The organism is Verrucomicrobium sp. BvORR034 (genome assembly GCF_000739635.1).
Taxonomy (GTDB): Bacteria; Verrucomicrobiota; Verrucomicrobiia; order Verrucomicrobiales; family Verrucomicrobiaceae; genus Verrucomicrobium.
In genome coordinates, this window is sequence record NZ_BATQ01000178.1 from 41,480 (window position 1) to 48,837 (window position 7,358).

6 protein-coding genes are annotated in these 7,358 nt (G+C 62.3%); 2 read left to right on the forward strand and 4 right to left on the reverse strand.

What is annotated here, in order from left to right:
* Window positions 1-110: 110 nt before the first annotated feature.
* Window positions 111-2,273 carry a sensor histidine kinase gene (locus tag BV034_RS31535; RefSeq protein WP_265593684.1) on the forward strand — a complete coding sequence of 721 codons (2,163 nt, stop codon included), beginning with the start codon at window positions 111-113 and terminating at the stop codon, window positions 2,271-2,273.
* The gene (locus BV034_RS31540; protein WP_050030919.1) at window positions 2,270-2,899 is read left to right on the forward strand and encodes a response regulator transcription factor; all 630 of its coding nucleotides are present in this window, start codon (window positions 2,270-2,272) and stop codon (window positions 2,897-2,899) included. The genes BV034_RS31535 and BV034_RS31540 overlap by 4 nt, the downstream gene beginning before the upstream one ends.
* Before the next feature lie 531 nt (window positions 2,900-3,430).
* Here BV034_RS31540 and BV034_RS31545 read toward each other — a convergent pair.
* The 4 genes from BV034_RS31545 to BV034_RS31560 form a co-directional block, all read right to left on the reverse strand.
* A complete protein-coding gene (locus BV034_RS31545; RefSeq protein ID WP_081888273.1) occupies window positions 3,431-4,306 on the reverse strand; it encodes a DUF58 domain-containing protein in 876 nt (291 codons plus the stop codon).
* Complete coding sequence (locus BV034_RS31550; protein ID WP_009965518.1) at window positions 4,303-5,304, reverse strand: MoxR family ATPase; 1,002 nt, start codon at window positions 5,302-5,304, stop codon at window positions 4,303-4,305. The genes BV034_RS31545 and BV034_RS31550 overlap by 4 nt, the downstream gene beginning before the upstream one ends.
* Before the next feature lie 25 nt (window positions 5,305-5,329).
* Entirely contained in the window at window positions 5,330-6,175 is an 846-nt protein-coding gene (locus tag BV034_RS31555; RefSeq protein WP_050030921.1) for a hypothetical protein, read from the reverse strand.
* A gap of 1 nt (window position 6,176) precedes the next feature.
* The coding region (locus tag BV034_RS31560; protein WP_265593685.1) for a hypothetical protein at window positions 6,177-7,358 on the reverse strand (1,182 nt) is incomplete at its 5' end.

The following is a 7,358-nucleotide window of genomic DNA, read 5'->3' on the forward strand; positions in this document are numbered from 1 at the left end:
GAATGTCACTGTGGACTTCATGCTCGCAGTATGACATCCACACCCCGCTGCTGCCTACCTAGCCAGATGGCTAATTATTTTGCATGAGTTATGCAGATATGATGACGCACATGAAATATTCTGAAAGACTGGTGCGTCATGAAGCCGCTCGTCGTATGGCGGACTCCCGCTCGTGGCATGTCACTGGAATGATCGCATCTGTCTCTGCAACTGTATCTCGCACTCTGTTCGTCTGGCTGGCCATGCTGCTGGTCGTGCCTTGGAGCGGGCAGATTGCGCACGGGGCGGAACCGCCTCTCACCTCCATCATCAGCATTCGTGCGCTGACGGCTGAACAGGCCGCGAAGCGACTGCCGGTGTTGGTGGATGCCACCGTGACTTTTCGCAACTCACGCCAGTCCAACTTGATCGCCAACGATGGCCGCGAGGGCATCTATGTGGCTGTGCCAGAAGGAATGGGCACCGAACTCAAACTGGGCAGCCGCATCCGCATTGAGGGGGTGACTCAGCCCGGCGGATTCCTGCCCATCATCGAATGCCGCCACATCACCCATCTGGGCGATGGTGCGCCGCCACCGCCAAAACGCATCGATGCTGCAGAACTCTTTTCGCCCTCGTTGGATTGTCAATGGGTGGAGGTGGCAGCGGTGATGACCGGCGTGTTGTGGCATGACAACTCGCTGGTCATCACCGCGGAAATTTCAGGTTGGACCGTGCGACTCCTCGTCCCCACGGGTGAAGATGCCGTGCAAAAAGCCTCCCAGCTGATGCAGCGGCCCGTGACCATCCGCGGCGTGGTGGGCAGTGTCTTCAACAGCCAGCGGCAGCTTGCCGGACGGCATTTCTTTGTGCCCAGTTTTGATCAGATCGTCCCCTCTGAGGCTCCTGCTCCAGAGGGAGAACCCCGGCTGAGCCCGGTGAATGAACTGCTGCGCAGCGACTCCAACTCGAGCACGCGGGTGAGGGTGCGCGGCGTGGTGACGCACACCACGGATGACGGCCTCTACATGCGGGGGGATGGCGGGAGCATCTTTGTCCATACGGCGGCAAAGGGCATCGTACTGGGCACCCGGGTGGAGGCGGAAGGTTTTGCCGCAGTGGCCCCGTTCCGTCCAGTGTTGCGCGCCACCAGGGTCACGCCACTGAGCATCGCGATCCCGCCTCAACCTCAGGTGCTGAACCTGAATGACCGGCAGCTCGGCACCCAGCAGGCAGAGCTGGTCACCGTGGATGCAACGGTGCAGGCGCAGCGGGACGGACCCAACCATGAAAGCACGCTGCAATGCCGCACGGGAGATTGGTTCTTTGAAGCAACACTCCCGCCCCGCAGTGATCCGTATCCCCGGTATGCACCGGATACACGGCTGCGGCTCACGGGCATCTGTGAACTGACGACCACACGCCCCCTTCCCTTCAGCGAGAGCGTGGACGGCTTCCGTCTGCATCTTCGTGGCGGGAACGATGCAGCCATCATCCAGCACCCGCCCTGGTGGACGCTACGGCGCACGCTCTGGGCCCTGGGCATTCTGGGTGCGGCGTCGCTGGTTTTCCTGGGCTGGGCGGCCTTGCTGCGCCAGCGGGTGACGGAGCAGACGCGCATCATCGGCACCCAGATCGAACGCTCTGCCGTGAAGGATGAACGCGAGCGCATTGCGCGAGAACTGCACGATACCATTGAGCAGGAGCTGGCCGGACTTTCCATCCAGCTTCGCAATGCACGGCAACGCATCGCCACAGCCCCGGAACAGGCCAGTCAATCGCTGGGCCTGGCAGAGCAGATGCTACGGCACTGCCGCGAAGAGGCACGCACCTCCATCCGCGATCTGCGAAGCACCGCCCTGGAGCTGCGCGGTCTGCATGGAGCACTGGAGGAGATGCTCACCCCCCTGGCCACCGAGGCGGGGGCGCACTTCTCCCTGGAGGTGAAGGGAGAACCTTACCATCTGGCCGGGCCTTCGGAAATTCACCTGCTGCGCATCGCTCATGAAGCCGTGGCCAATGCGGCACGCCATGCCTCTCCCCGTCTCATTCAGGTGAAGATACAGTTTACTCCTGAAACCGTATCCCTGGAGATTGAGGATGATGGCTGCGGCTTTGATACCAACGCCCCTGCGCCGCGGGGTCACTTTGGCATGCTGGGCATTCGCGAACGCGTCAACAAGCTGCAAGGCACGATCCAGACGCATTCTGAACCCGGCAAGGGCACCCGCATTCACGTGGTGGTGCCTTCTGAAGTCGCCAAACGCTCCAACGGTTCCACTCCCCACTCATGAAAAGAAAAATCCGCGTTCTGGTTGTCGATGATCACGCGATGATGCGCCTGGGCCTGACCGAGGCCATCTCTGGCGAACGTGACATGACCCTGGTGGGTGAAGCCAGCAACGGTACCCAGGCAATCCAGCTCTACCGTGAGCATCAGCCCGATGTGGTAACTATGGATTTCAAGATGCCAGGGCAGGATGGAGCGGAGATCACAAAACAGCTGCGGTTGGAGTTCCCCGATGCTCGCGTCGTCCTGCTGACCGTATTCGAAGGCGAAGAAGACATCTGGCGGGCCGTCCAAGCGGGCGCGTCAGGCTATGTCTCGAAGTCCGCCGAGGTGGAGGAACTGCTGGAGGTGGTGCGGAGAATTTTTGCCGGGGAACAATACTTCTCCCCAAACGTGGCGGCGAAGCTTGCCGCCCGACAGGCGAGAAATGCGCTCACGCCGCGTGAGCTCCAGGTGCTGCGCCACATTGTGGCGGGGTACAGCAACAAGGAAATCGCAGCGAAGCTGCACATGTCCGAAGCGACGGTGAAACTGCATATTTCAAACACCCTGGACAAGCTAAATGTCGCCGACCGCACTCAAGCGGCCATTGAAGCCGTGAAACGGGGGATTGTGCATCTGGATGACTGAGGTCGGTAGGTGGGGGATCGGCAAGCGGTAAAAAGGGAAAGGTAAGTGCACTGCACGCAACGCGGCGCGAAGCCGTCCGCGTGCCTCAGCCCCATCAGCTCCAGCACGTTCCCTTCTGCTGAAGGAGTGCAAGGCCGGTTGTAGTTGTCGACGTGAGGAGGCACTAATTGAAACGTCTTCGGTGACGCCATCTCTACTGACATTCGGCTACACACGGCGCCGGCACCATCCGTTCCAGTGGATGCCCTAGCTCCTTGATCCTTTGAACAACCGCAACGTCATAGACAGGGAAACTAACGCCTGCCAGGGAACCTTGAATGCGACAGACAATCAGACCGCCCCAACACCTTCGGAGTAAAAGACCGATACCCCATACCCAACGTAGGCTCGCGCGAAGCTCGCCAACGTTGGGCTTTTGGCCGCATCCTCTTCGAGGAAGAGCTTCCACTGAACGACACGGAAGCATCGGCTGTTCGGTGACTTGATCTGCCACTCACCTCTTACCATTTACCTCTTACCAATCCCCCCTCCTCACCCCAACCATCCCCTCAACGTCGCCACCAGAGACTGCTCCGTCGTCGTGCTGTACCAACGAACATCCTGTGCCCCTGCCAGCCGGCGCAATCCTTCCCTCCACTCGGCCACGCGTTGGGCGTAGGCCACACGGATGGGTTCCGCGGCGGTGCGAAGATGACCGCCGGTTTCGGGTTCAATGAAATCATAGTCCCCGCCCTCCGGCAGGGAGACCTCGACGGGATCGAGCACCTGGAGGGCAAAGACATCATGACCCTGGGCTCGGAAGGCGGCGAGTTCGGCAAAGACCGCCTCTTCCTGTTCCATGAAGTCGGAGATGAACAAGATGAATCCCCGCTGACGGCAAAAGGGTCGCATCTCAAGCAGCGCCGTCGCCATGTCCCCTGCCCCCTCGGCAACACAGCCGCTGAGGGCTGCACAAATGCCAGAAACATGGTCCCTGCTGCTGCGCGGTGGCAGGCTTGTCGCATGGGTCAGATGCAACGCCGGAGCATCGCCCTGTCTGCGGGCAAGATGCGCCGCTCCCGCGAGGGCCCGCTTGCCATACTGGTGCTTCGAGCTGGGCCCATGCTGGATGGACATGGAGGCACTGCTGTCCAACACCAGATAGACAGGGCGCCTTGATTCAGCACGGCTCTCGCGCACATAAAGCCGCCGTTGCCGCGCCAGGAGGGACCAGTTCACGCGACGCAGGTCATCGCCCGGCTGATAGGGCCGATGGCTGTGAAACTCCACCCCGGGTCCGCGCATGAGGCTCTGGTGCTGCCCGTGCCACACCGCATCCGCCAGGCCCCGGCCCACCAGATCCAGATCTTCCATCGCGAGGAAGACCTCCGGATCTTCCACCGTCATTGATGCCGCGACCGCGTTCATGCTTTCTCCTGAGACACCTGTTGCAGCAGCTTTGCGACAATCGCGTCCGCATCCACCTTCTCAGCGCGGGCGCGGAAGTTCAGGACCAGACGGTGGCGAAGCACAGCCGGTGCAAGTGCCCGGATGTCTGCAAAGTCCACGTGGGCCCGCCCATTGAGCAGGGCCCGCGCCTTGCCCGCGAGCACCAGCGCCTGGGAGGCACGGGGACTGGCACCGCATTCGATGAATTCCGTGACGCCCGGTACATTGCTGGTTTGTGGCCGCGTCGCTGAGGCAAGCCGAACCGCATAACGTCCCACGTCAGTAGAGATGGGGACCGCTTGCACGCTCTCCTGCAGGGCTTTCAGGGCCTCTGCATCCAATACGGCATTCACCGCCGCAAGCGCGCTGCCCGGGGCGTTCATGGCGATGGCCAGCTCATCTTCCTGATCCGGGTAGTTCACCCGAATGCAGAAGAAGAAGCGGTCGAGCTGCGCCTCCGGCAGCGGATAGGTGCCTTCCATCTCGATCGGGTTCTGCGTGGCGAGTACGAGGAAAGGACTTGGCAGGGTGTAGGTTTCACGACCAATGGTCACCTGCCCCTCCTGCATCGCCTGGAGCAGGGCAGCCTGGGTTTTGGGTGGAGTGCGGTTGATCTCATCCGCGAGCAACACGTTGGCGAAGAGAGGTCCCGGCATGACGATGCGTTGGTAGCGACCGGTGGAGGGGTCCTCCTCCAGCACCTCGGTGCCGGTGATGTCGCCCGGCATGAGATCTGGCGTGAACTGCACACGGTGGAACTCCAGATGCAACGCCTTGGCCAGAGCTGCGCTCATGAGCGTCTTGCCCACACCTGGCACCCCGAGCAGGAGCGCATGGCCCCGACAGAGCAGCGTGAGCAGCAGGAGCTCGGCGGTCTCCTCCTGGCCCACCACACATTTTTTCATTTCACTGCGCAGCGCCTCGCGGGCGGCAAACAGTCGGGCAGCGGGATCGTTGGAAGTGGCTGGAGTGGACATGATTCAGGGGAAGTAAGGGGTCGTGTTATTCGAACTTAGAATTACCGCCTCCGATAGCGAGGCCGATGCGGGATGCCGGCTCCGCATCCTCCTCCGCCGGGCGTTGCGTGGCCTTGCCATCGCCGTTGCCATCGAGCTGGGCATGCTCCTGCACGATGTAGCCGCCCTGTTTGTAGAGAGCGAGCACGGCCTCATTGGTGGCGAGATAGAGTTCCGACAGGCTGAGCACCCCGTCCTGGTTGGCATCGCTGGTCGGAGCGGCGAGCACTTGGGCCAGGGCTTTAGGAAACTCCGTCTCGCTCTCTTTGTCCCCGGCGGTGGTGGCAGTGATGACATAGCGGCCGGGGCCCGAGATCCGCCGGACCAGATCCGCACTGACCGTGGTGGTGCCCAGCACCACCAGGGGCACCTGCGCGGCACACTCCTTCAGGGCATCCCCCATTTCACGGAAGCTCACATCCGGCCCCGGCAGGTTGAACATGGCCCCGCCCGTGACGGGGTTGGCATGTCCTTGCAAGATGATCCATGCGGGTCCGGCTCCGGCGGTCTTGGTGTGCGCCACCACCTTCGCCAGCTCATCCAGCAGGGCCTCCCGGGTGCAGGGGCCGTCGTAGCCAGCATTCTTGGGGCCGTACAAGACGGTGATGTTCCCTGCCGGCACCCCGAAGCGCCCCGTCAGGGAGCGTCGCAACGACTCCAGATTGGTTTCATAGAACTCGTGGTGTCTGTCGTCTCCCGGTGTCCCGTTGAAGATCCAGACTTTGGGCACGGCCGCGTTGATGGAGGGCCGGGCAGCCGGCTCCTGGGCAGAACCCTTTGGAGCTGCCAGAAGGCAGATCATGCTGCAGAGGATCAGGCGGATACTGGGCATGTCAGCGGGCAGAGGGTGAAACACGTTTCTTCCAGATCAGGATGCGGTTGTCGAAGGTCTTGGTCGCGAAGCGGTCCGGCCCAAGCAGCGTCAGGTGGTAACAGCCCATCGGAGACGGTGGCGCCGTCCAGATCTCTGTGCCATCCGGCAGGGCCAGTTGGCGCACCGGGGCGTTCGCGCGTGCCGAGGTGATAAAGGCGCTCTTGTAATCAAGAGCGTAGGCCACAGAGGTGAGGTCGTCGATGGAGCGGCTGATGGTGATGGCCTGAGGGGCATCCGCAGCGCAGCGGACCACGCCGCGTTCCCGCATGGCCACGAGGGCTTCAGAGCCGTCGTGGTTCACGGCAATCCAGCGGGGGGTGACGGAAATCTGGGAGACCCAGGAGACGCTGAAAGTGGGCAGCGAAATCATGGCCACCAGATCCTCCTCCGGGCCGGGCACCTCAAAGGCCACCCCTACGGCCTTGCCATCCCGGGACACGGCCATGGACTGCGCCAGGATATTCCGGGTGATCTCAGGGAAGATCTGGGCCACCGACATCTTCCGAGGACTGGCACCGCCGCTCGCATGGACGGTGAGACCAGCGTTTGAAAACACCAGCAGGTCATGGGTTCCAGGAAGAAACTCTGCAGCGACAGGCGGGGCATTCTGCGTGACTTCACGAGGCACGCCGTCGGGGTTGACGGTTGTTTTTCTGATTTCCACAGGCACCGTCAAGACGCGCTGGCCATTCTCGTCCTCCACCATCACGGCACCGGACTGGTTGGAGAAAGCGATTCTTCGTCCATCCTTGGACCAGGCGAGCATGCGCAGGGTGAGCGTGCCCGTGGTCGAGCGGCCCAGCGTGCGCACCGTGGTCAGGTCTTCGGTCTCCACAAGGTCGATGCCCCGGCTGTGCAAGCTGGCGAGGTGGGCTCCGTCCGACGTGGCCCGCATGGGTCCCCGCTCGGGACCGGTGGTAACCTCGGCCTGCTGGGCCTCGGTGGTCCAGAGTCCGTCATGAAAACCTTTGAGGATCCGCTTGAGCCGCAATCGCGCCTCCTCACTGGGATGCGTCTCCATGGCCGCACGCAGCTGTGGTTCCGCTTCCAGCATCTGGGCCAGCGCTTGCTGCGCCTCATCCCGCAGACGGACCTTGGGCGCAGCCAGCTGCTCCACCAGCGCTGGGACGCGGTCTGCATT